The organism is Geodermatophilus bullaregiensis (assembly GCF_016907675.1).
In the GTDB taxonomy this organism is placed as follows: domain Bacteria; phylum Actinomycetota; class Actinomycetes; order Mycobacteriales; family Geodermatophilaceae; genus Geodermatophilus; species Geodermatophilus bullaregiensis.
The window spans coordinates 1050086-1069463 of record NZ_JAFBCJ010000001.1 but is presented as its reverse complement, the minus strand read 5'-3'; the positions used below and the strand labels follow the sequence as shown (position 1 = coordinate 1069463).

19 protein-coding genes and 1 pseudogene are annotated in these 19378 nt (G+C 76.3%); 10 read left to right on the top strand and 10 right to left on the bottom strand.

Going from position 1 to position 19378, the window contains the following annotated elements; translation table 11 throughout:
- Positions 1-10: 10 nt before the first annotated feature.
- The 4 genes from JOD57_RS04940 (at position 11) to JOD57_RS04925 (ending at position 4509) form a co-directional block, all read left to right on the top strand.
- Positions 11-1270 carry a hypothetical protein gene (locus tag JOD57_RS04940; protein ID WP_204690870.1) on the top strand — a complete coding sequence of 420 codons (1260 nt, stop codon included), beginning with the start codon at positions 11-13 and terminating at the stop codon, positions 1268-1270.
- A 19-nt stretch (positions 1271-1289) separates the two neighbouring features.
- Positions 1290-2135: a hypothetical protein gene (locus tag JOD57_RS04935; protein ID WP_204690869.1), complete on the top strand. Its 846-nt coding sequence runs from the start codon at positions 1290-1292 to the stop codon at positions 2133-2135.
- An 86-nt stretch (positions 2136-2221) separates the two neighbouring features.
- Positions 2222-3607 (top strand): hypothetical protein, encoded by a 1386-nt coding sequence (locus tag JOD57_RS04930; RefSeq protein ID WP_204690868.1) that lies wholly within the window; start codon positions 2222-2224, stop codon positions 3605-3607.
- 140 nt (positions 3608-3747) lie between these two features.
- The gene (locus JOD57_RS04925) at positions 3748-4509 is read left to right on the top strand and encodes a dihydrodipicolinate synthase family protein (protein ID WP_204690867.1); all 762 of its coding nucleotides are present in this window, start codon (positions 3748-3750) and stop codon (positions 4507-4509) included.
- 6 nt (positions 4510-4515) lie between these two features.
- On the opposite strand, the gene JOD57_RS04920 is transcribed toward JOD57_RS04925, so the two are convergent.
- A complete protein-coding gene (locus JOD57_RS04920) occupies positions 4516-6234 on the bottom strand; it encodes an IlvD/Edd family dehydratase (protein ID WP_204690866.1) in 1719 nt (572 codons plus the stop codon).
- A gap of 9 nt (positions 6235-6243) precedes the next feature.
- On the opposite strand from JOD57_RS04920, the gene JOD57_RS04915 reads away from it, so the two are divergent.
- Both JOD57_RS04915 and JOD57_RS04910 read left to right on the top strand, forming a co-directional pair.
- Complete coding sequence (locus JOD57_RS04915; protein WP_204690865.1) at positions 6244-7275, top strand: zinc-dependent alcohol dehydrogenase; 1032 nt, start codon at positions 6244-6246, stop codon at positions 7273-7275.
- A gap of 157 nt (positions 7276-7432) precedes the next feature.
- On the top strand, positions 7433-9673 hold the full coding sequence (locus JOD57_RS04910; RefSeq protein WP_204690864.1) for a glycoside hydrolase family 3 C-terminal domain-containing protein: 2241 nt from the start codon (positions 7433-7435) through the stop codon (positions 9671-9673).
- Between the two features lie 52 nt (positions 9674-9725).
- Here JOD57_RS04910 and JOD57_RS04905 read toward each other — a convergent pair.
- Together JOD57_RS04905 and JOD57_RS04900 are read right to left on the bottom strand one after the other, a co-directional pair.
- Positions 9726-9965 (bottom strand): annotated as a pseudogene (locus tag JOD57_RS04905) (type II toxin-antitoxin system PemK/MazF family toxin); the annotation flags it as partial.
- A gap of 41 nt (positions 9966-10006) precedes the next feature.
- A complete protein-coding gene (locus JOD57_RS04900; protein ID WP_307824468.1) occupies positions 10007-10210 on the bottom strand; it encodes a ribbon-helix-helix protein, CopG family in 204 nt (67 codons plus the stop codon).
- 152 nt (positions 10211-10362) lie between these two features.
- Between JOD57_RS04900 and JOD57_RS04895 the strand changes: the two genes are divergently transcribed.
- A complete protein-coding gene (locus JOD57_RS04895; protein WP_204690863.1) occupies positions 10363-10998 on the top strand; it encodes a DUF1707 SHOCT-like domain-containing protein in 636 nt (211 codons plus the stop codon).
- Between the two features lie 202 nt (positions 10999-11200).
- Here the strand turns inward: JOD57_RS04895 and JOD57_RS04890 are convergent, their stop codons facing one another.
- Complete coding sequence (locus tag JOD57_RS04890; protein ID WP_204690862.1) at positions 11201-11770, bottom strand: hypothetical protein; 570 nt, start codon at positions 11768-11770, stop codon at positions 11201-11203.
- 54 nt (positions 11771-11824) lie between these two features.
- Here JOD57_RS04890 and JOD57_RS04885 point away from each other — a divergent pair, with 54 nt between their 5' ends.
- On the top strand, positions 11825-13000 hold the full coding sequence (locus tag JOD57_RS04885) for a CaiB/BaiF CoA transferase family protein (protein WP_307824467.1): 1176 nt from the start codon (positions 11825-11827) through the stop codon (positions 12998-13000).
- Here JOD57_RS04885 and JOD57_RS04880 read toward each other — a convergent pair whose 3' ends face one another.
- Entirely contained in the window at positions 13001-13594 is a 594-nt protein-coding gene (locus JOD57_RS04880; RefSeq protein WP_307824466.1) for a helix-turn-helix domain-containing protein, read from the bottom strand.
- Between the two features lie 68 nt (positions 13595-13662).
- Between JOD57_RS04880 and JOD57_RS04875 the strand changes: the two genes are divergently transcribed.
- A complete protein-coding gene (locus tag JOD57_RS04875; protein WP_204690861.1) occupies positions 13663-15252 on the top strand; it encodes an FAD-dependent oxidoreductase in 1590 nt (529 codons plus the stop codon).
- Here JOD57_RS04875 and JOD57_RS04870 read toward each other — a convergent pair.
- Positions 15228-16025 carry an esterase/lipase family protein gene (locus tag JOD57_RS04870; RefSeq protein ID WP_204690860.1) on the bottom strand — a complete coding sequence of 266 codons (798 nt, stop codon included), beginning with the start codon at positions 16023-16025 and terminating at the stop codon, positions 15228-15230. The genes JOD57_RS04875 and JOD57_RS04870 overlap by 25 nt on opposite strands.
- Before the next feature lie 264 nt (positions 16026-16289).
- Here JOD57_RS04870 and JOD57_RS04865 point away from each other — a divergent pair, with 264 nt between their 5' ends.
- Entirely contained in the window at positions 16290-16586 is a 297-nt protein-coding gene (locus JOD57_RS04865; protein ID WP_204690859.1) for a hypothetical protein, read from the top strand.
- Between the two features lie 86 nt (positions 16587-16672).
- On the opposite strand, the gene JOD57_RS04860 is transcribed toward JOD57_RS04865, so the two are convergent.
- The 4 genes from JOD57_RS04860 to JOD57_RS04845 are packed head-to-tail and all read right to left on the bottom strand — an operon-like array spanning position 16673 to position 19363.
- Positions 16673-16963: a phosphatase RsbU N-terminal domain-containing protein gene (locus tag JOD57_RS04860; protein WP_204690858.1), complete on the bottom strand. Its 291-nt coding sequence runs from the start codon at positions 16961-16963 to the stop codon at positions 16673-16675.
- A complete protein-coding gene (locus JOD57_RS04855; protein WP_307824464.1) occupies positions 16960-17382 on the bottom strand; it encodes an STAS domain-containing protein in 423 nt (140 codons plus the stop codon). The genes JOD57_RS04860 and JOD57_RS04855 overlap by 4 nt, the downstream gene beginning before the upstream one ends.
- Positions 17379-18287, bottom strand: coding sequence for an STAS domain-containing protein (locus JOD57_RS04850; protein ID WP_239568166.1), 909 nt, complete (start codon positions 18285-18287; stop codon positions 17379-17381). The genes JOD57_RS04855 and JOD57_RS04850 overlap by 4 nt, the downstream gene beginning before the upstream one ends.
- On the bottom strand, positions 18284-19363 hold the full coding sequence (locus JOD57_RS04845; RefSeq protein ID WP_204690857.1) for a sigma-70 family RNA polymerase sigma factor: 1080 nt from the start codon (positions 19361-19363) through the stop codon (positions 18284-18286). Before JOD57_RS04845 ends, JOD57_RS04850 begins: the two co-directional genes overlap by 4 nt.
- Positions 19364-19378 lie beyond the last annotated feature (15 nt).

Below are 19378 nucleotides of genomic sequence, written 5' to 3'. Positions count from 1 at the left end.
CCCTGCGACGGTGACACCGCCCGGACCTCCCTTCCCACTGCCGGAGCTGACCAGCCGGGCCTGGCGCGAGGAGGCCCTCGCCCGCGCTGCGGAGATCCAGACCCTGTCGGACTGGATCACCGGCCTGCCGGCCGAGGACCGCCCGCGGGCCGAGCGCGGGAGGTCCGACGAGTGCCTCGCCAGGGACATCGCCCACCACGTGCAGGAGGCACACCGAGCCGCCAGGCGTGGCTGGCCGCTGCTGCGGGAAGGTGCCCGGCTGGCCAGGGCGGCCAGCAACCTGCACGCCGCGGAGGCCGACCTCCTCCGCCGCGCGCCCTGGTGGTACCTGCGAGGCGAGCTGCCGAACCTGGACGCGCACGTCCGCCGGCACCTGCCGGTGGACGACCCGCGCCGGCTGCGGGTGGAGGACCTCGCCCGCAGGGAGCGGGACGCGGAGCTCATACGGAGGGAGCGGGACGCGGAGCTCGCACGCAAGGGGGAGGTCGAGGACGAGGACGCGGGCTCGGCCGGTCCGTCGGACCGGGGCCTGCCCCGGCTCGACCGGGAGAGCCTCATCGCCGCGGTCCGGGCAGCCTGTTCGGCCGCGGAGCGCGAGCAGCAACGGGTCCGGAGTTTCCGCACCATCGTCGTGGCGGCGACGGCCATCCTCTTCGTGATCGCCCTGTTCGTCGGGTTCTGGGGAGCGCGGGAGCCCACGCTGGTTCCCATCTGCTTCGAGCCGCAGCAGGCGTCGGTCCTGGTCTGCCCCACCGCACAGAACCTCCTCACCGACAGGGACGGCGACGGGGTGACCGACTCGGGCCAGGCCCCAGCCGACTCGGGCCAGGCCGCGGCGGACGCGGCGGACGTGGGCTCGGCCACCTCCGGTCGGGCGCAGGTCGACGGGGATGTCGACGACGTCATCGAGGAGACCGCCCGTCCGTGGGACGTACCGCTGATCGAGGGCATCGGGATGGTGGCCGCCGGGGTGACGGGGGCGGTCTCCCTGCGGCGGCTGCGGGGCTCGTCGACGCCGTTCGCGGTGTCGGTGGCCCTCACCGTCCTCAAGCTGCCCACAGGGGCGCTGACCGCCTTCCTCGGTCTGCTGCTGATGCGCGGTGGCTTCATCCCCGGGCTGACCGCCCTGGACAGCACGCCGCAGATCATCGCCTGGGCCGTGGTCTTCGGCGCCAGCCAGCAGCTGGTCACCGGCCTCGTGGACCGGCAGGCGCAGACCGTCCTGGACTCGGTCGGTGGCAAGACCTACACCCCGACCGGCGGGTCGTGACCGTCCACGCTCGACGGCGGTGAGAAGGGGGGGACATGAGCAGGCAGCCGTCGGCGGGGCCACCGGCCACGACTCCGGTGCGGCCGAGGACCGTGCTCGTCTCGGCGAGTCGGACGCGCGGGACCGCGACACGGTGTTCGGCGACGCCGCGGCCCCGGACGCCTGGCCCCGGTTCCACGACGACGTCGTCCGGCAGGTGACCCCGCCCGGCCGGTGGAGGGAGCCGCGGGACTCCTGTGACGCGAGGTTCCGGAGGCTCGGCCGGGTCCACTGCCGACTGGAACGGATCGAGGAGGGGAGGTCGGTCCGGTTCACGGCCCGGACCAGCACCCTCGGGACCAGGTACGCCTTCACCCAGGTGTTCCTCGACGATCCCGCAGGGACCACGCTCCTGCTCCTGCGGCAGCGGCTCCCCCGTGGTCGCCGCGCGGTGGTCGCCGCCTGGCTCCGGGTCGTCGCGAGGAGGGCCGAGCCGTCCCCCGCGGTCGTCGTCGCGGGGGCCGTCGTCTTCGTGGTGTCCCTGCTCTGTGCGTGGCGGGGCGACCACGGGAAGCCCCTCTGGCCATCGGTCCCGTGGTCGGCACTGGCGGATCCGGTGGTGGTCAGCCTGGTCGGAGGCGCAGCGGCCGCGGTCGTCGCGCACCTGATCGACACTCCCGGGCGCCGGAGGGTCGACGGGCACGGGGTGCGGATCGTCCTCACCCTGGCCACTCTCGCCGCGGCGGCCGCGTGCACCTCCTGGGGCGTGGCGGGACTGGCGCACGAGCCCCACGCCGGACAGTGGCTCGGCCTCGTCGTGGGCCTGCTGCTGGCCGTGTCGAGCTCGGTGTCGTTCTGGTCCCTGCGGCGGGGCCGCACGTCCTGACCCGGGGCGCGGGAGCTCGGGCCGCGGGTCGGGATGCTGCGGCGCCGCTGGTGAGTCGGAGGCGGGCGCACGGGTAGGGGGCGCCCGTGCGCCTGCCCGGTCCCTCGGACCTCCTCGACCTGCCCTGGACGCTCGCGGAGTCCGTCCGCAGCCTCGGCGCGGCGCTCCCGCGCGTGGAGACGCTGCTGCCCCTCGCCGACGACGTCCTCCGCCGCACCCGCTCCCTGCTCGACGGCGCCGGTCCCGCGGTGGCCCGCGCGGCGGCGGTGGCCCCCGAGGCCGTCGAGGTCGCGGCCGACGTGGTGCAGCGTCTCGCCGCCACCATGACCCCCGAGCGGATCGCGACCGTGGGCGCGCTGGTCGACCGGCTCGGCGCCGCGCTGGCTCCGGACCGGGTCGATGCGGTGACCCGCACGGTCGACGCGCTGCGGTCGCGGGCGGACGTCGTCCCGCGGGTCCTCGACGCCGTCGACGGGCTGCTGTCCTCGGGCCGGCTGGACCGGCTCGCCGACGGGCTGGACCGCCTGCTGTCGACCGACCTGCTGACCCGGGTCGACCGGGTGCTGGACCACCTGGCCGACGAGCGCGTGGAGCGGGCCCTCGACCTGGCCGGGGACGACCGGGTCGGGCGGGCCCTCGACCTGGCCGCCGACGAGCGGGTCGGCCGGCTCCTCGACCTCGTCGGGGACGACCGGGTCGGGCGGGCCCTCGACGTCGTGATCGACGACCGGGTCGACCGGACCCTGGGCATCCTCACCGGCGGCCGGGTGCAGCAGGCTCTCGAGCTGGCGGCCGACCACCGTGTCCGCGCGCTGCTCGACCTGGCGGCTGACGAGCGGACCGGTCGGCTGCTCGGCCGGCTGGACGCCCTGCTCGCCGACGACCGCGTCCCGCGCGTCGTGGACCGCGCCGACGCGGTGCTGCACGACGACCGCGTGGCCCGGGTCGGCGGCCGGCTCGACCGGCTGCTGTCCGACGAGCACCTCGACCGCGCCGAGGACGTCCTCGGCGACGGGCAGGCGGTAGCTGCGCTGGACCTGCTCGCCCGGCTCGACCGCGAGCTCACCGACGACGCGTCGCGCGCGCTGGGCACGCTGCTGAGCCGCCTGCCCACACTCCTCACCGAGGACCGGACCGCCGCCCTGGCCGCCCTCGCCGACCAGGTGCCACGACTGCTCCGCGGCCTGGAGTCCGGCCACCTGCCCAGCACCGCCGATCTGGGACGCGTGCCGACGGACCTGCACGCGATGCTCGAGCTGATCGACGACCTGCACCGGGTGGCGTCGGGCGTCCCCGGGGCGGTGCGGGCCCGCGACCGCGGGGGCGACCCGCACCCGCAGGTCGAGGACCCGCAGCCGCAGGACGAGGACCCGCAGGCGGAGGTCGGGGAGCTGCGGTCGCAGGTCGGGGACCCGCAGGCGGAGGTCGGGGACCCGCGGCCCCAGGTCGGGGAGCCGCGGCCGGAGGTGTGATCCGCCGTCCTCCCCCACCGCAGCGCGTCCTCCCCGGCCGTGGCCGGGAGGGGAGGACGCGCCGGGATCAGGGCACCTGATCGTGGCCGGCCCGCCTCCGAGCCGGGCCAGCAGGCGTCCGCCGGGGGAGGATGCCGGGCATGCCCCTGTTCACCGGCGTCGGTGTCGCTCTGGTCACCCTCTTCTGCGAGGACGGGGCGTTGGACGCACCGGCCACCGCCGACCTGGCGGCGCAGTTGGTCGGCCTCGGCGTGCGGTGCGTGCTCGTCGCCGGGACGACGGGGGAGGCGGCCGCCCTGACCGCCGAGGAGCGGGACGCGCTCGTCGGCGCGGTGCGGGCGGCGGTGCCGGCGGAGGTGCCCGTGCTCGCCGGTACCGGCGCGCCCACCGGCCGGCAGGCGGCGGAGCTGACCGGGCGCGCCCTCGCCGTGGGCGCGGACGCCGTCCTGGTGCTCTCGCCGCCCGGGGTCCCCGACCCGCGGCCGTACTACGACGCGGTCGCGAAGGCGGCCCCCGGGCCGCTGCTGGCGTACCACTTCCCGGGTGCCTCCGCGCCCGGGATCCCCGTCGAGCTGCTGCCCGACCTGCCCGTGTCCGGGCTCAAGGACTCCTCGGGGGACGCCGCCCGGCTGCTGCACGAGCGCGACGTCTTCGCCGGCGACCTCTACACCGGGGCGACCAGCCTGGTCGGCCTGTGCGGCGCGATCGGGGCCGCCGGCGCGCTGGTGGCGGTGGCCAACCTCGCGCCCGAGGACGCGGTCGCGGCCTTCGCCGGCGACGCCGAGGCGCAGGTGCGGCTGGCCGCCCTGGACCGCACGGCGTCCACCGACTTCCCGGCGGGCTACAAGCGGGCGGCCGCGGAGCGCTTCGGCACGTCGGGAGTCACCCGGGTGGGCGGCTGACCGCGCTCAGTGCGACTCGCGGCTCACCGCCGACCCGCTCGAGCCGACGAGGAAGTCGAGGTCCGCGCCGGTGTCGGCCTGCAGCACGTGGTCGACGTAGAGCCGCTCCCAGCCGCGCCGGGGTGCGGCGAAGCCGGCCACGGTCGCCTGGCTCGGCCGGCGCCGGGCCAGTTCGTCGTCGGGGACCTCGACGTCGATCCGCCGGGCCGCGACGTCCAGCGTGATGACGTCGCCGGTGCGCACGAGGGCCAGCGGGCCGCCGGCGGCCGCCTCCGGCGCCACGTGCAGGACGACGGTGCCGTAGGCGGTGCCGCTCATCCGGCCGTCGCACACCCGCACCATGTCGCGCACCCCCTGCTCCAGCAGCTTCCTCGGCAGCGGCGTGTTCGAGACCTCGGGCATGCCGGGGTAGCCCCTCGGGCCGCAGCCGCGCAGGACCAGCACGGAGCCGGCGTCGACGTCGAGGTCGGGGTCGTCGATGCGGGCGTGGAGGTCCTCGATGGAGTCGAAGACCACCGCCCGGCCGCGGTGCCGCATGAGGTGCGGCGAGGCCGCGGCCGGTTTGATCACCGCGCCGGACGGCGCGAGGTTGCCGCGCAGGACGGCGATGCCCCCGTGCGCGACCAGCGGCTCCGCGCGCGGCCGGATCACCTGCGGGTCCCAGATCGGGGCGTCGTCGAGGGTGTCGACCAGCGGCCTGCCGGTGACGGTGAGCGCGGTCGGGTCGAGCAGGTCGCGGACCTGGGCCAGCACGGCGCGCAGGCCGCCGGCGCGGTGGAGGTCCTCCATGAGGAACCGCCCCGCCGGGAGCAGGTCGACGAGCACCGGCACGCCCGAGCCGATGCGGTCGAAGTCGTCGAGCGTCAGGTCGATCCCCAGCCGGCCGGCGATGGCCAGCAGGTGGACGACGGCGTTCGTCGACCCGCCGATGGCGGCCAGCGCCACGACGGCGTTGGCGAAGGACCCCGCGGTGAGGAACGTCGAGGGCCGGCGGTCGGCGGCCACCATCTCCACCGCCAGCCGGCCGGTCCCGTGCGCGGCCTCCAGGAGGCGGCTGTCCGCGGCGGGGGTGCCGGCGACCCCGGGCACGACGGTGCCCAGCGCCTCGGCGACGAGCGCCATGGTCGAGGCGGTGCCCATCGTGTTGCAGTGCCCGCGGCTGCGGATCATCGCCGACTCCGACCGAGTGAACTCCTCCGCTGACAGCGTGCCGGCGCGGACCTCCTCGGAGAGCCGGAACACGTCGGTGCCGCAGCCCAGCGGGACCCCGCGGAAGGTGCCGGTCAGCATGGGCCCGCCCGGGACGACGGCGGCGGGCAGGTCGACCGACGCGGCGGCCATGAGCAGCGACGGGATCGTCTTGTCGCACCCGCCGAGCAGCACCAGCCCGTCGACCGGGTTGGCGCGGAACATCTCCTCCATCTGCATCGCGGCCAGGTTGCGCCAGAGCATCGCCGTGGGCCGGACCTGCGTCTCGCCCAGACCGAGCACGGGCATCTCCAGCGGGGTGCCGCCCGCAGCGAGGATCCCGTCCCGGACGGCGGCCGCGACCTCGGTGAGGTGCCGGTTGCACGGCACGACGTCCGAGGCGGTGTTGGCGATGGCGATCTGCGGGCGGCCGAACGCGTCGTCCGGGACGCCGCGGCGCATCCACGCCCGGTGGATGTAGGCGTTCTTGACGTCGCCCGAGTACCAGGCCGCGCTGCGCAGGGTCACGCCCGCCATCCTGGCGCCGTGTCGAGGTCCATGCGTGCGGTCGTGCTCTCCGGTCCGGGCGTCTGCGCGGTCGAGGAGGTGCCCGCGCCGGTCGCCGCCCCGGGCGAGGTGGTCGTCGACGTCGAGCGGGTCGGCGTCTGCGGCACCGACGTCGAGCTCTTCACCGGCGAGCTGTCCTACCTGCAGACGGGGCACTCCTCGTACCCGCTCCGGCCGGGCCACGAGTGGTGCGGCCGGGTCACCGGGGTCGGCGACGGCGTCGACCCGGCCTGGCTCGGTCGTCGGGTCACGGGCGACACGATGCTCGGCGACCGGGTCTGCCGCCGGTGCCGGCGGGGGCGACAGCACGTGTGCGAGGAGCGTCAGGAGGTCGGCATCCGGGGCGGCCGGCACGGTGCGCTGGCCGAGCAGCTCGCCGTCCCGGTGTGGTCGCTGCACGAGCTGCCCGACTCCGTCGACGCGGCGCTCGGCGCCCTCGTCGAGCCCGGAGGCAACGCCTGGCGGGCGGCACGGGCAGCCGGGGTGGCCTCCGGCGACCGCGCGCTGGTGATCGGGCCCGGGACGATCGGTCTGCTGTCGGCGATGTTCCTCCGCGCGGTGGGCGCCGAGGTGCACCTGCTCGGCGTCACCGAGCCCTCGCTCGACTTCGCCCGCGGTCTCGGCTTCGCCGGTGCCTGGACCCGCGACACCCTCCCGGACCTGCCCTTCGACGCCGTCGTCGACGCCTCGACCGCCCCCGGGTCCCCGGCGCTGGCCCTGGACCTCGTCGAGCCCGCCGGCCGCATCGTCTGCATCGGCATCGCCGGCACGCCGAGCACGATCGACACCCGGACGCTGCTGCTCGAGGACGTCACGGCGGTCGGGATCCTCTCGGCGTCCCCGGGGCTGGCTCCCACCATCGCCGCCTACCGGACCGGTGCGGTCGACCCCCGGCCGCTGGTCGCCGCCACCGTCGGTCTCGCGCAGGTCGGTGCGGTGCTCGCCGGCGGGCGCCCGGAGGGCAGCGGCGCCGGACCCAAGGTCCACGTCGACCCGCGACTCCGCGACTGAGCGGTGTGGCACCGGCGTGCCGCTCGACGACGAGGCACTCGGTCCGATCCTCGCTCCGGTCGGCGGACGGGCCGGCCGGCCGGGGGACGGACACCGTCACCGCGTCGGCGCCGTGCTGCGAGCGCGTCCCCACGACGGTCGGGGCACAGTGACGGTCATGGCTCCCCGCACCCCGGCCGACGTCACCGCGCTGCCCCTCGAGACGAAGGCCGCGCTGCTCTCCGGCCAGGACTTCTGGTCCACCCCGCCGGTCGAGGAGGCCGGCCTGCCCTCGGTGGTGCTCACCGACGGCCCGCACGGAGTGCGCCGCCAGGAGGGGGACTTCGACCGGATCGGGCTGCTGCAGAGCCTCCCGGCCACCTGCTTCCCGCCGGCCGTCGCCGTCGGGTCGAGCTGGGACCCGGAGCTGGCCGAGCGGATCGGCGCGGCGGTCGGCGTGGAGGCTCGCGCCCTCGGCGTGCCGGTCGTCCTCGGCCCGGGCGTGAACATCAAGCGGTCCCCGCTGTGCGGGCGGAACTTCGAGTACTACTCCGAGGACCCGCTGCTGACCGGCGTGCTCGGTGCCGCGCACGTCCGCGGTCAGCAGGCGCAGGGCGTCGGCGCCTCGGTCAAGCACTTCGCGGCGAACAACCAGGAGACGCAGCGCATGCAGGTCAGCGCCGACGTCGACGAGCGGACCCTGCACGAGATCTACCTGCCCGCCTTCGAGCGGATCGTCACCGAGGCGCGGCCGGCCACGGTCATGTGCGCCTACAACCGGGTCAACGGCGTCTACGCGTCGCAGAACCACTGGCTGCTCACCGAGGTGCTCCGCGAGCAGTGGGGCTTCGCGGGCGTCGTCGTCTCCGACTGGGGCGCCGTCGACGACCGGGTCGCCGCGCTGGCGGCCGGCCTGGACCTGCAGATGCCCGGCGACTCCGGCGCCGGCAACCGGCTCGTCGTCGACGCCGTCCGCGCCGGGGAGCTCGACGAGGCCCTCGTCGACCGCAGCGTGCGGCGGGTGGCCGCGCTCGCCGACCTGGTGACCGAGCCGACCGCGGGCTTCGACGCCGACGCCCACCACGCGCTGGCCCGCGAGCTCGCGGCCGGCTGCGCGGTGCTGCTCAGGAACGACGGCGCCGTGCTGCCGCTGGCGCCGGGCACGCGGGTCGCCGTGGTCGGCGAGTTCGCCCGGGCGCCGCGCTACCAGGGCGGCGGCAGCTCGCACGTCAACGCCACCCGGGTCGACGACGCGCTGACCGCCCTGCGGGACCTGCACGACGGGGCCCTCGCCTTCGCCCCCGGCTTCACCCTCGACGGGTCCGGCGACGCCGTGGCGCTGCGCGAGGAGGCCCTCGCCGTGGCCCGCGACGCCGACGTCACCGTGGTCTTCGCCGGGCTGGCCGAGTCCGACGAGTCCGAGGGGTTCGACCGGACCACGATCGACCTGCCCGCCGCCCAGGTGGAGCTGATCCGGGCGGTGGCCGCGGCCGGCGCGCGGACGGTCGTCGTGCTGTCCTCCGGCGGCATCGTGTCCCTGGAGGGCTGGCACGACGACGTCGACGCCGTGCTCGCCGGGTTCCTGCTGGGGCAGGCCGGCGGCGGCGCGCTGGCCGACCTGCTCACCGGCGCCGTGAGCCCCTCCGGGCGCCTGGCCGAGACGATCCCGCTGCGCCTGGCGGACACCCCCAGCCACCTGAACTTCCCCGGCGAGCAGGGGCACGTCCGCTACGGCGAGGGCGTGATGGTCGGCTACCGGCACCACGTGACCGTCGACCGTCCCGTGCGCTACCCGTTCGGCCACGGGCTGGGCTACACGACCGTCGAGACCGGTGACCTGCGGGTGACGGCGACCGGCGACGACAGCGCCACCGTCTCGGTGACCGTGACCAACACCGGGAACCGGGCCGGGAAGCACGTCGTGCAGGTCTACGTCGCGACGACGGCCGGCCCTGTCCGCCGCCCGGCCCGGGAGCTGCGCGCCTTCACGAAGCTGTCGCTGGAGCCCGGGGAGTCCCGGACGGTGGACCTCGACCTGGACCGCCGCGCCTTCGCCTACTGGGACGTCCGGGAGCACGGCTGGGTCGTGCCGCCGGGCGAGTACACCGCGCAGGTCTGCGCCGACGCCGCCGAGGTCCTGGCCGAGGAGACGGTGACGCTGGCCGGCGACACGGTCGTCCCGGAGCTCACGCTCGGCTCGTCGGTGGCCGAGTGGTTCGGCCACCCGGTCGTCGGGACGCCGCTGCTGGAGGGCTTCCTGGCGTCCATGCCCGACGGCGCCGCCGAGGTGCACGAGGGCATGCTGCAGATGATCGGCTCGATGCCCATGCGCCGGTTCGCCGCCGACTTCGGCGCCGCCATCCCGCCGGCCGAGCTCGACCGGCTGGTCGCGGTGGCACGGGCCGCGCGCGCCGGCTGACGGCGCCCACCCCAGTGTGGTGCAGCGGGAGGCTGCACCCGGCGCGCACCTGCTCCGCCTGGGCCTTGCCGTCGACCGGCGGACCGGTGCCCTCGGCCGGCAGCAGGGTCTGGAAGGGGAAGACCCGGGTGGTGTCGCTGATGACCGGGACGACGGTCACCACGCCACGAGCCAGCCGACCGGCCACCGCGTTGGCGCGGTCGTTGCTGACGACCACCGCGGGTCGGCGCGTGCCGGCCTCGCTGCCGCGGACGGGCTCGAGGTCGACGAGGCGGATCTCACCGCGCAGCACCGTCGCGCCCGTCGCCCGCCGTCGTCTGCCAGTCGGCCGCCTCACCCGACGCCCGCCCACTCCTCCCACGCGGCTGCGTACTCCTCCTCCGGGTCCGGGTGGCGGAGGAGCCGGATGGCGTGGTGCAGAGCTGCCGACCGGGACCTCGGGCCGGCCGTCCCGGCGTGGTCGTCGAGGACCGCGGCGTCCTCCTCGGTCAGGCTGACGCTCAGCTCCACACCGCGGTGCCACTCCGGTAGCACCACCGGTGCCCTGGTCCCGGCGGGATGCCGACGTGTGCCGGGCGAGGTGCTGCCCGGCTGCGCCGGCGCAGCGCGGCCCTGTCGTCCGGACCGGCGGTCGTGCCAGGGTGGGGTGCGCCCACGGGGGACGGCAGCGCGGACGAGGAGGTCGGCCGATGACCGAGGACCTGACACCGCGGCACGCCGTCCGGGCGTCCGACGCCGAACGGGAGGCGGTGGTGACCCGGCTGCAGACCGCCATGGCGGAGGGGCGGATCACCGTCGACGAGTTCGGGGAGCGGGCCCAGGCCGCCTACGCGGCGACGGTCACCGACCAGCTCGCCCCGCTGCTCGCCGACCTGCCGGCCCGGGCGGCCGACGCGCAGGTCGAGATCGTGGGGAGCCGCCCGCCTGCGCGACGGTCCACCGTCGTGGGCGACGTCCGGCTCGACGCCCGCTCCCCGCTGCCGCAGCGGGTCAGGACCGGACTGGGCGACATCCGGGTCGACCTGCGGGCGCTGCGCACGGACGCCGGGGTGGTCGAGCTGGAGCTGACCACGGTGGTCGGCGACGTCGACGTGGTCGTCGCCGAGGGGGTGGACGCCGAGCTGGACGGCTGGACGGTCATCGGCGACCGGAAGGTCGACCTGGCGCCGGTGCCGCGGCTGGCGGGCACCCCGCGCATCGTCGTGCGGGCACACGCGCTGATCGGGGACCTGCGGCTGCGCAGCCTCGGTCCCGGCGAGTCGGCCAGCGGCTGGCGGGCGCTGCTCGACCGGCTCGCCCAGCGTCCGCGACCGACCGGGCCCTGACCCGGCCGCCCGCCTGCCGACCCCGGTGGAGCCCGGCGCCGGCCGGGTCGGTGGACGACGCTCGGGTCAGACGCGGACCGGGTCGTCGTCGAGGTCCTCGCGTCGGGACGTCCTCCCTCACCGCAGCGCGTCCTCCCTCACGTCCCACGGTCGGGGAGGACGCGCCACGATCAGGTCACCTGATCATCGCCGCCGACACCCCTCAGTCCCGGTCGCGCCGGCGCTCGATCGCGTCGAGCACCGTCTTGCGTCCCTTGCCGAGCTCCCGCTCCGCCTGCTCGGCGCGGTCGAGCTGGGAGTCGCCGTGCATCCGCGAGACCCGCCTGCGCGCCTCGGTGGCGTCGACGTCGACCAGCTCGGCGGCCCTGCGCGCCTCCTTGGCGGCGTCGGTGTCGGCGACGTGCTGCTCCTCGCCGTGCCGCTTGCGGGAGTCGGTGGCCCGCTTCTCCTCGTCGCTGAGCAGGTGCCAGGCGGCGTCGGGCAGGTAGCGCTTCGTCCCGTCGCTGCCGCGCGCCCGTTCGCCGCCCTCGGCGGTGTGCCAGTCCTGCTCGGTCCACTCCTGCAGGTGCCGCTGCGACGCGGTGCGCTCGCCCTCGTGCCGGTAGCCGCCGCCCTGCGCCTCGTACTCGTAGGCGAGCAGCTGGCTCTTCCGCGCGCTCCACTGGCCGGGCCGGCCGCCCCTGTCCCCGGTCTTGATCTCCTCCTTGAGCCGTGCGCGCAGCTCCGGGTCCGTGTAGTCCTCGGCGTAGTCCTCCGCCGACTTCCCGCTCATGGGTCCGCCGGTACCCGCGCGGCGGCGATCGCACCCGCGTGGTTGCCTGCACCGGTGACAGTGCCGACTGAGGGACGGTCGACGGAGGAGCGGTCCCGGGGGCCGCTGGCCGGGCTGCTGGTGGCCGACTTCTCGCGCGTCCTCGCCGGGCCCTACGCCACGATGCTGCTCGCCGACCTCGGCGCCGAGGTGGTCAAGGTCGAGGGCCCGGGGGGTGACGACACCCGCACCTGGGCGCCACCGCTGCGCGACGGCGTCTCGACGTACTACCTGGGGATCAACCGGAACAAGCGCTCGGTGGTCCTCGACCTCAGCGTCGACGACGACCTCGCCGCCGCGCGCGAGCTGGCCCGCCGCGCCGACGTGCTGGTCGAGAACCTCCGCCCCGGCGGGCTGGCGCGGTTCGGGCTGGGCTACGACGAGGTGGCGGCGACCAACCCCGGCGTCGTCTACGCCTCGATCAGCGGTTTCGGCAGCGGGCCGGAGGGCCGGTCGCTGCCCGGCTACGACCTCATCGTGCAGGCGGTGTCGGGGCTGATGAGCCTCACCGGTGACGCCGACGGCAGCCCGTACCGCGCCGGCGTCGCCGTGATCGACGTGGTCACCGGGCTGCACGCCGCCGTCGGGGTGCTCTCCGCGCTGCACGCGCGGGCCGGCACCGGCCGCGGGCAGCACGTCGAGGTGGACCTGCTGTCCTCGGCGCTGTCGGGGCTGGTCAACCAGACCTCGGCCGTCGTCGCCGGCGGCGTCGTCCCGTTCCGGATGGGCAACAGCCACCCGAGCCTCTTCCCCTACGAGCCGCTGCCGTGTGCCGACGGCGACCTGGTGGTGGCCGCGGGCAACGACGGCCAGTTCCGGAGGCTGGTCGGCGTCCTCGGGGTGCCGGAGCTCGCCGACGACCCGCGCTTCGCGCGCAACGAGGGCCGCGTGGCCAACCGCCGCGAGCTGCGCGCCCTGCTGGTCGAGCGGCTGCGCACCCGCGCCAAGGACGAGTGGTTCGCCGACATCACCGCCGCCGGGGTGCCGTGCGGGCCCATCAACACGGTGGACCAGGGCGTGGCCCTGGCGCAGCGGCTGGGCCTGGACCCGGTGGTCGCCGTCGGCGGCGTCCCGTCGGTGCGCCACCCGATCCGCCTGTCGGCCACCCCGGCGGGCTACTGGCTGCCGCCGCCCGGGCTCGACGAGCACGGCGCGGAGGTCCGCCGCTGGCTGGCTGCCCCCGAGGACTGATCAGCGGCCGGGAGGTGCGGCGCGCACGTGGATGCGCTCGCCCTGCGGGCCGTAGAGGGCGAGCAGCTCGGCGGGACGGTCGTCGGGGTTGCCGAGCCAGTGCGGGGTCCGGGTGTCGAACTCGGCCACCTCACCGGGCGTGAGCACGACGTCGGCGTCGCCGAGCAGCAGCCGCAGCCGCCCGGACAGCACGTAGACCCACTCCCAGCCCTCGTGCGACCGCTGCTCGCCCGGCTCCCCGCCCCAGTGCGGCGGGAGCACCTGCTTGTAGGCCTGCAGCCCACCGGGGCGCCGGGTGAGCGGGATGAACGTCGCGCCGTGCCGGGTGATCGGCTTCAGGCGCACGCGTGGGTCACCGGTCTCGGGGGCGTCGACCAGCTCGTCGAGCGGCACCTGGTGGGCACGGGCCAGCGGGAGCAGGAGCTCCAGCGTGGGGCGGCGCTGTCCGCTCTCCAGCCGCGACAGGGTGGACACCGAGATGCCGGTGTCCTCCGACAGCTGGGTCAGCGTCGCCCCGCGGCGGCGGCGCAGCTCGCGCAGCCGGGGGCCGACGGCGGTGAGCACGTCGTCGAGGTCGGGCACGTCGTCGGGCACGCCGCCGAGTTTGCCACTCCGGCAAGGGTTTTTGCCAAGTGGGTGCGGCCGGGTGCACCGTCTCCGGCATGGACGAGACGTACGACGTGGTGGTCATCGGCGGGGGAGCGGCGGGCCTGTCGGGGGCCCTGGCACTGGGACGGGCGCGGCGGTCGGTCGCGGTCGTCGACGACGGGACGCCGCGCAACGCGCCGGCGCACGAGATGCACAACTACCTCGGCCGCGACGGCACGCCGCCGGCCGAGCTGCGGTCGGCCGGCCGGGCCGAGGTCGCCGGCTACGGCGTCGCGCTGGTCGACGACCGGGTGACCGCGGTCGGCGGCTCGGCCGGCTCCTTCACCGTCGAGACGGCCGGCGGGCGGGTGCTCGGCGCGCGCCGGCTGCTGGTCACCACCGGCCTGGTCGACGAGCTGCCCGACGTCCCCGGCGTGCGGGAGCTGTGGGGGACCGACGTCCTGCACTGCCCGTACTGCCACGGCTGGGAGGTGCGCGACCAGCCGATCGGCGTGCTGGCCACCGGCCCCATGGCGGTGCACCAGGCGCTGCTGTGGCGCCAGCTGAGCGGCGACGTCGTCCTCTTCCGGCACGGGGCGGTCCTGTCCGGCGAGGAGGCCGAGCAGCTCGCCGCGCGGGGCGTGACCGTGCTCGAGGGCCCGGTCGCCACGCTGGAGACCGACGGCGGCCGGCTCTCCGGCGTCCGCCTGGCCGACGGCGAGGTGGTGCCCCGCGCGGCGGTGGTCGTCACGCCCCGGTTCACCGCCCGCTCGGCGGTGCTCGCCGGGCTGGGCCTGGAGGCGGTGCCCTTCGAGATGGGTCCGCACGTGGTCGGCAGCCGCATCCCGGCCGACCCGCGCGGCGCCACCGCGGTGCCCGGGGTGTGGGTCGCCGGCAACGTCGCCGACCCCGGCGCGCAGGTGATCGGCGCGGCGGCCGCGGGGCTGATGGCCGGCGCGCAGATCAACGCCGACCTGGTGGCGGAGGAGACCTGGGCCGCGGTGGAGGTCGTCCGCGCGCAGGCGGACCCGGAGTTCGGCGAGGCGTGGTGGGAGGAGCGCTACCGCTCGCACGGCTCCGGCGCGTGGAGCGGCCGGGTCAACGACGTCCTGGCCGCCGAGGCCGCCGAGCTGCCACCGGGCCGCGCGCTGGACGCCGGGGCCGGCGAGGGCGGGGACGCCGTCTGGCTGGCCCGGCGCGGCTGGGAGGTGACCGCCCTCGACCTGTCGAGGACCGCGCTCGACCGGGCCGCCGCGGCGGCGCGGTCCGCGGGGGTGCGGATCGAGACGCGGCACGCGGACGTCACCGCCTGGGAGCCCGGCGAGGAGCGCTGGGACCTGGTCACCGCGTCGTTCCTGCACCTCCTGCCCGACCGCCGCGACGACGTGCTGCGCCGGCTGGCCGCGGCGGTCGCGCCCGGCGGCACGCTGCTGGTGACCGCGCACGACGGCGGCGACTGCTCCCGCGGCGTGCAGCGGCCGGGGCTGCCCGGGTGGTACGCCACCGGCGAGCAGATGGCCGCCGTCCTCGACCCCGCCGACTGGGCGGTCGAGGCGGCCGAGACGCGCCCCCGGGACGCCCGCGGCCACGAGCACGGGTCGGTGCACGTGGCCGACACCGTCCTGCGGGCCCGGCGCCGTCAGTCCTCGTCGTCCCGGGTGTAGAGCAGCCGGAGCCGGGCCGGCGGGGTGAACGGCCGCCAGTCCTCGCGGGTCTGCGCCAGGCGGTCGGCCACCAGCCACAGCACCGCCGGGTCGTGCCCCATGCCGAGGTGGCTGGCGTGCACGCCGACGTTCTCCGCGCGCGGGCCGGGCTCCTGCCGGCAGGCGCGCCAGTCGACGACGCCGTCCCACGGGGAGTAGACGGCGGTGCTGGGCACGGGCAGGGAGCCGCCCAGGCCGCCGCGCGGCCGGCCCGAGACGGAGTGCAGGTGCCGGTAGCGGTCGTAGGCGCGGGCGCCGGGCGTCCCGTCGGCGGGCCGCCCGGCCAGGCCGAACGGGGAGCCGAGGCTGACCACCTGGCGGACCAGCCGCGGCACCCGGAGCGCCAGCCGCCGGGCGTAGATGCCGCCGAGGCTCTGCCCGACGACGCTGACCGGCCCGCCGTGCTGCTCGGCCAGCCGCGTGACCAGCTTCGGCAGCGCCTCGGTGATCTCCTTCGTCGGCCCGCGGTTGCGGCCGAGCTCCCACCCGACCACCGGGTACCCCAGCCCGCGCACCCAGCGGCGCAGGGTCACCGTCGAGGCGTCGGAGGCGAGCAGCCCCGGCAGCACGAGGACCGCGTGCGGCTCGCCGCGCGGGGCGCCGCGCAGCAGGGGGTAGGTCAGCGCGAGGGCGCCGGCGCTGGCCGCCGCCCGGACCGGCTCGGTCGCCGCGAGCAGGCCGGCTCGGCGGCGGTCGGCGGACCGGGCCCCAGCGGGTTCGGATCGGGTGGACATCGGGGCGCCTCCTGGCAGCGGTTCCCGGCGCCCATACCCGCCCGGACGCCTCCGACCCGCGGGCATGACGCGGGCCACACCCGGCCTCCCGCCCCGCCGCCCGGGGCGCGCGGGCATCGGCGCAGGTGGGCGCGACGGACGGGTCCTCGAGGGGACGGCGGCCGGCAGGGTCCCGCGTCATGCCGGGGGCCCCAGGGGGTCTTCACCCGTACAGCCCAGCGGCGACGGCGCCGCACCGGGCGACGGATGAGCAGGAGACCCCTCATGACCCGCACCCTCACGCGTTGCGCCTTCTGCCTCGCCGCGAGCGCCGCGCTCGTCACCGGCGTGGCCGGGACCGCCGGCGCCCAGCCGGTCCAGGACGGCCTGGTCAACGTGGCCGTCGGCGACGTCACGATCCTCGAGGACGTCAACGTGGCGCTGGCGGCCCAGGTCGCGGCCAACATCTGCGGCGTCAAGGTCGGGCCGGTGGCGGTCCTGGGGCGCGCCGTCGACCGCAGCGGCGAGACGTCCACGGTCTGCACCACCGACCAGGGTCCGGTCGACCTCGAGCAGAACTGACCGGACCGGGGTGCGGCCGGCCCGGCCGCACCCCTCGGACCCCTCGGCCGGGGACCGTGCCCCCCGTACCCGGCCGAGGGCCCCGCTCAGTGCCGGTGCAGCAGGCCGCGCTGGGCCATGTCGGCGGTCGCCAGCACCTCGATGAGGAACTCCGACGCCGCGCCGGCCACGGCGGGCACCTCCTCCGCCGGGGTCTCGCGCAGCACCTCGAGCAGGACCTCGTGGTGCACGCGGACCACCTCGAGGATGCTCAGCCCGTCGGTGACGGCGGCCCGTCCCAGCTCGTAGCCGCGGTGCAGCGCGGCCTCCGTGCGGCGCGGCAGGTAGGCCAGGAACGCCACCCGGTAGTCGCGGGTCAGCTGGCCGGTCGCCGTCATGCCGTCCGGCTGCCCGGCGTCGACCTGCTGCGCGACGTCGACCGGCCCGGGGCGACCAGCCGGTCGAGGACGTCGAGCCCCTCCTCCAGGTCGAGCGCGGTCCGCAGCGGTCCGGTGTCCATGCCGAGCGCCACCATGGCGAACGCGACGTCGGGCCGGATGCCGACGACGACCGTCACCGCACCGCGCAGCCGCGCCACCTCGGCGATGGTGCGCAGGGTCCGTGTGCCGAAGGAGTCGAGCACGTCGAGCGCGGCGACGTCGATGACCACCCCGCGCGACCGGTCCCGCCCGATCCGCTCGACGAGGTCGTGCTGGAAGTCGGTCATCTGGGTGTCGTCGAGGGCCGTGTGGATCGAGGCGATCAGGTAGGGCCCCTGCCGCAGGATCGAGACGAGCCTGGGTCCGGTCGTCGTCACGGTCCGCCCGTTCCGTCCTCCCGGGCGGCCGTGTAGCCGAGCAGCCGCTCGGCCTCCTCCAGACCGCCCTGCAGGTCCCCGATGGTGTCCATCTTGCTGAGGTCGACGCCGATGGTGACCAGCGTCTGGGCGATGAGCGGCGACAGCCCGGTGATGATCACGCTGGCGCCCATGAGGCGGGAGGCGTCGACCGTGCGCACCAGGTGGTCGGCGACGGACTCGTCGACCTCGGGGACGCCGGTGATGTCGATGACGACGACCCGCGCCCGGTGGGTGCGGATCCCGTTGAGCAGCTGGTCGGTGAGCTGGCGGGCCCGCTCGCTGTCGAGGACGCCGATGATCGGCAGGATCAGCAGCCGCTCGCGGACCGGCAGGACCGGCGTGGACAGCTCCCGGATCGAGTCCTGCTGCTGGCGGATGACCCGCTCCCGCTCCTCGACGAAGCTGACGGCGACCGTGTTGGCGATGCGGTTGGCCGCCGGCTCGTAGGCGTCGAGCACCCGGTTGAGCAGGGCGAAGTCGCGCTGGTACTTCTCGAACAGTGACCGGGCGAGCACGTCGCGGAGCAGCAGGACGATGCCCACCACCTCGTGCGTCTCCACGCCGCGCGGGATGATCCGCTCCGACAGGTCCCGCGCGTACCGCTGCAGCGCCTGCACGCTGCCGGTCTCGAGCACCTCGACGTAGTTGTCGTAGACCGAGGTCGTCTCCGCGGCCATCTCCTGCGGGGTCATCGCGTGCAGCAGGCCGGCCCCCTGGATGCGCTCGGCCCACTCGTGGCGCAGCCGGGTGCGGTGCTCGCGCAGGTGCGCCACCAGCTGGGGGAGCAGCTGGTCCTCCGCCGTCGCCATGAGACCCGCCTCGTCGATCCTGTCGGCCACGATCGCCCCCTGGTCCTGGGTCATCGGTCACCACACCATCTCGTCATCGTCACCGTCGTGCCGCGGCCGGGCTCGGACACGACCGCGAACTCGTCCATCAGCCGCCGGGCGCCGGGCAGTCCCATCCCCAGCCCGTGGTACGTGCTGTAGCCGTCCTGCATGGCGAGGCCGACGTCGGCGATCCCCGGGCCGGCGTCGCGGGCCACCACCTGCACGCCGCGGCGGGGCCGGTCGAGCAGCTCCACCACCACCTCGCCGGTGCCGGCGAAGCGCACGATGTTGCGCGCCATCTCCGACACCGCCGTCGCGATCAGCGTCAGGTCGGTGGGGGCGAAGCCCAGGCGGCCGGCGAGCTCACGGGCGGCCTGGCGGGCGGCGACGATGTCGGCGTCGCCGGAGATCGGGACCCGGACGGCGTCGTCCCGCTGCTGGCCGCGGTCGAGCAGGGGCCGGCTGAGCCGCGCGCAGAGGTCGCACTCGAGCAGGTGCTGCCCGGCCTCCACCTCGCGCTGGCGCCGGCGGTCCCCGCCGGAGAGGGCCAGCAGCACCGGCCGGCACCGGTCGGTCGGCGGTTCGGCGTGGTCGCGGGCGAGCAGGTACTCCACGCGCAGCCGGGCCCGCGCGCGGTTGAGCTGCGCCGCCACGGCGCCCGCGGTCGAGCCGGTCTCCGCGGCCAGCGAGCGGGTGTCGCGGCCCGACACCTCGTGCGCGAGCAGCGCCTCGCGGTCCCGGTCGGGGAGCCGGGCCAGCGCCTCGGCGACGGCCGTCCGCTCCTCGGCGGCCAGCAGTCCCTCGTCCGGCGCGTCCGGCAGCCGCAGGTCGACCACCCGGTGCTGGTTGCGGCGCTGCCGGTCCTGGTCGCGCCAGGAGGTGGCGACGACGTTGCGCGCCGTCGCGATGGCGTACGGCTCGAGCATCCCGGGCTCGACGCGGCCGGCGGCGGCCAGGACCCGCACGAGGGTCTCCTGGACCAGGTCCTCGACCGCGGTCGCGTCGGCCACCCGGGCCGCGACGACGCGGCGCACCATGGGGATGAGCGAGGCCACGTCGTCGTCGCGTCCGACGTCCGACGCCGGTCCGGCGGACTCCGCGGCCCCCATCCCGCGGACGCTACG

Excerpts from the sequence above, each read along its gene's own strand:
- JOD57_RS04875 (WP_204690861.1), top strand. The coding sequence starts at position 13,663 with ATGGACGAGACGTACGACGTGGTGGTCATCGGCGGGGGAGCGGCGGGC.
- JOD57_RS04850 (WP_239568166.1), bottom strand. The coding sequence starts at position 18,287 with ATGACCCAGGACCAGGGGGCGATCGTGGCCGACAGGATCGACGAGGCG.
- JOD57_RS04865 (WP_204690859.1), top strand. The coding sequence starts at position 16,290 with ATGACCCGCACCCTCACGCGTTGCGCCTTCTGCCTCGCCGCGAGCGCC.
- JOD57_RS04910 (WP_204690864.1), top strand. The coding sequence starts at position 7,433 with ATGGCTCCCCGCACCCCGGCCGACGTCACCGCGCTGCCCCTCGAGACG.
- JOD57_RS04845 (WP_204690857.1), bottom strand. The coding sequence starts at position 19,363 with ATGGGGGCCGCGGAGTCCGCCGGACCGGCGTCGGACGTCGGACGCGAC.
- JOD57_RS04895 (WP_204690863.1), top strand. The coding sequence starts at position 10,363 with ATGACCGAGGACCTGACACCGCGGCACGCCGTCCGGGCGTCCGACGCC.
- JOD57_RS04925 (WP_204690867.1), top strand. The coding sequence starts at position 3,748 with ATGCCCCTGTTCACCGGCGTCGGTGTCGCTCTGGTCACCCTCTTCTGC.
- JOD57_RS04860 (WP_204690858.1), bottom strand. The coding sequence starts at position 16,963 with ATGACGGCGACCGGCCAGCTGACCCGCGACTACCGGGTGGCGTTCCTG.
- JOD57_RS04920 (WP_204690866.1), bottom strand. The coding sequence starts at position 6,234 with ATGGCGGGCGTGACCCTGCGCAGCGCGGCCTGGTACTCGGGCGACGTC.
- JOD57_RS04890 (WP_204690862.1), bottom strand. The coding sequence starts at position 11,770 with ATGAGCGGGAAGTCGGCGGAGGACTACGCCGAGGACTACACGGACCCG.
- JOD57_RS04870 (WP_204690860.1), bottom strand. The coding sequence starts at position 16,025 with ATGTCCACCCGATCCGAACCCGCTGGGGCCCGGTCCGCCGACCGCCGC.